1 protein-coding gene and 1 pseudogene are annotated in these 2364 nt (G+C 45.5%); both read left to right on the top strand.

Going from position 1 to position 2364, the window contains the following annotated elements:
- A pseudogene (locus ACFINE_RS09535) lies at positions 1–966 on the top strand (DUF4815 domain-containing protein); the annotation flags it as partial.
- 13 nt (positions 967–979) lie between these two features.
- On the top strand, positions 980–2362 hold the full coding sequence (locus tag ACFINE_RS09530; protein ID WP_375621869.1) for a Bgr_08870 family protein: 1383 nt from the start codon (positions 980–982) through the stop codon (positions 2360–2362).
- The last annotated feature ends 2 nt before the right edge of the window (positions 2363–2364 follow it).

Here is a 2364-nt window from a genome sequence, read left to right as displayed (position 1 = left end):
ACCGGTATTGACTTTCATCTTTGCAAAATCGGCAATCAGAACCATGATTTGGTGATTGATTTGGTCACTACAGAAAACGGTTATCCGACCGCCGATATTCAAGCGCAAAGCTTTTATTCTATGAAGGGCGCAAAGCTAGGTTGGGCAGAAGCACGCTATGATGTACCACTCCTTGTGATGGATGACCGCTTAACGGCTTTTGTCATTAAAACCGATGATGCTGATCATTCTGTCTCACTAGCAAAGCTTGGGGATTTTGATGCAGAACACCAGAGATATGTCTCAAGTCACCCTTACGTGACCGGTCCACGCTTTTCTTCTGTTAACGCACAAAGTTGGACAGCCCATCAAGATGAGGCTTTAGCCTTTCGAGTGCTGGCGGCACGCTACACACAAACAGAAAAAACCATTGATCTTGGCACTTTTGATCTTGTGGACTGCTCTGATTTACAAATACGCGCAGCCATTGAATTGCCTTCAAGCGATTGTTCTGTCATCTTTGAAATTGAAAGAAACAACGGCACGGTTTATCAACTCCTTCCCTTTCAATTACTCAGTCTTACTGAATATATCAGTGAAAAGATAAAGCTTCGCGCTATTCTCAAAGGCACCGAAAAGCTCTCACCCGTCTTGTTTGCGCCTGTTCAATTGATTGCGGGAAAGATCCATAAGGAAGCTACCTATGTCACGCGTGCTTTTGCCTTTGGGGAAAAGGCAAGGTTGACCAGCTATATCAAAACCTTTTTACCGGGCGGTGCAACCTTTACACTCGAGATGCAACTGGATGATGGTGCTTTTGTTCCTTTGAAACTCGACGAAACAGAACAACTCGCTGAACCGCTTTGGACAGAGCGCAAATTTGTGAGCAGCGATAAAACAGCCAAACAAGCGCGCCTCAAACTCACGCTTACCGGTGGACCGGCAGCGCGGTCCATGGTGTGTGATTTTGGCGCTGGCATATTGTGATGGGAGAACAGAGATGACAAAAACCAAAAAACTCGATATGGAATTGCCTAAAGAGGGGCGTTTTATCAGTTCTGAATTCCCAATCTTGCGCGAAAACTTGACAAAAATTGATCAGGCAATAGCCGATGTTGAGGACAAGGTAGACGAAAAAGCGCCTTCAAAACACACGCACACCATAAGCGAAATCACAAATCTAGAAAGCGCTCTCAATGGCAAAATGGCAGCGGATAAAACTTTCTCATTTGCTGATTTAAGCGATATCGAGGGTGCACACGATGCTGCCAACAATTATGTTCTCTATAAATCAAGCAACAATAACTTCACCTTTGGGAGTGCTGTCTCACTGTTAGGCGCACATCAACATAAAACCGAAGATATTGTGGGGCTTGATGATTTTAGAGCCAAGATCAATGAAGATCTCACAAGCTATGGTCGCCTCACAAGCCCAAATGAATGGCAAAGCTATAATAAATTTACCAGCAAAGTCACTATGAGTGGTGGCTTAGAACTGTTGGGTAATTCGTCGTTTAACCTTATCCATAATGGTGAAGTGGTTACCAATTTAAACACAAACGGAAGCACCTTGAAAGGACCTTTGAGGGTCGATGGAGATCTTGTTTATACGAAATCAGACATAGATATTCTCAAGCAAGAAATTAAAAAAATTAAACAAGGCTTAGTTGATAAACTCATTAATTGGTCTGCGCTTGCTGATGCTGAATTGCTCTATACACAGGATGGGAAAATTCAATGGCCTGATTGGGTAACGGATAAAACTAAAGTTGAGATCCAAGCATGGGGCGGTGGCGGTAGTGGTGGCGGAGCGGATACGCCAAGATTAGGAGGAGGTGGCGGCGGTGGCGGTTGTTCAGTCTGGTATGGCTATAAAGCCAGTTTAAACGGTCACCAGGATATCATCATTGGTAAAGGAGGCGCTTCTGTTGCATCACGCAGTGCGACAGGAAATTCTGGAGGAACAACAGCTGTTGGAAAGAATTTTATTACGGCGACAGGAGGACATGGTGGTGGGGGTGCTTCTGCCTATCAATCTCACACGGGATTTGGTGGTGGTACGACTACCTACTATTCAGGCGATGGCGGTGCTGGAGGAACAGGTGGAAACTTTGGTTTAGCAACGGATGAACATCTAGGAATTGCCAAAGGCGGAAATGGTTATGCTGGAACGAATGGAATTACGAGTAAAACAAGCGGTAATGGAGGCGATGCTGGAGGTGATACATCACGTGGTGGCTCTGGAGGAGTCGGCAAAGGTTCCTATAGTTCGGGAAAAGCAGGGCGTGGTTTTGGGGGCGGAGGTGCTGGCTCTCATGGAGATTCCTCTCCAAGCGGCGCTGGAGCTGATGGCGCTGTTCTTATAAGGTTATGGAAAGATTAAAT

It is taken from the genome of Bartonella sp. AA97HXZ (assembly GCF_042196985.1).
Classification (GTDB): domain Bacteria; phylum Pseudomonadota; class Alphaproteobacteria; order Rhizobiales; family Rhizobiaceae; genus Bartonella.
This window is presented reverse-complemented; position numbering and strand designations above follow the sequence as displayed.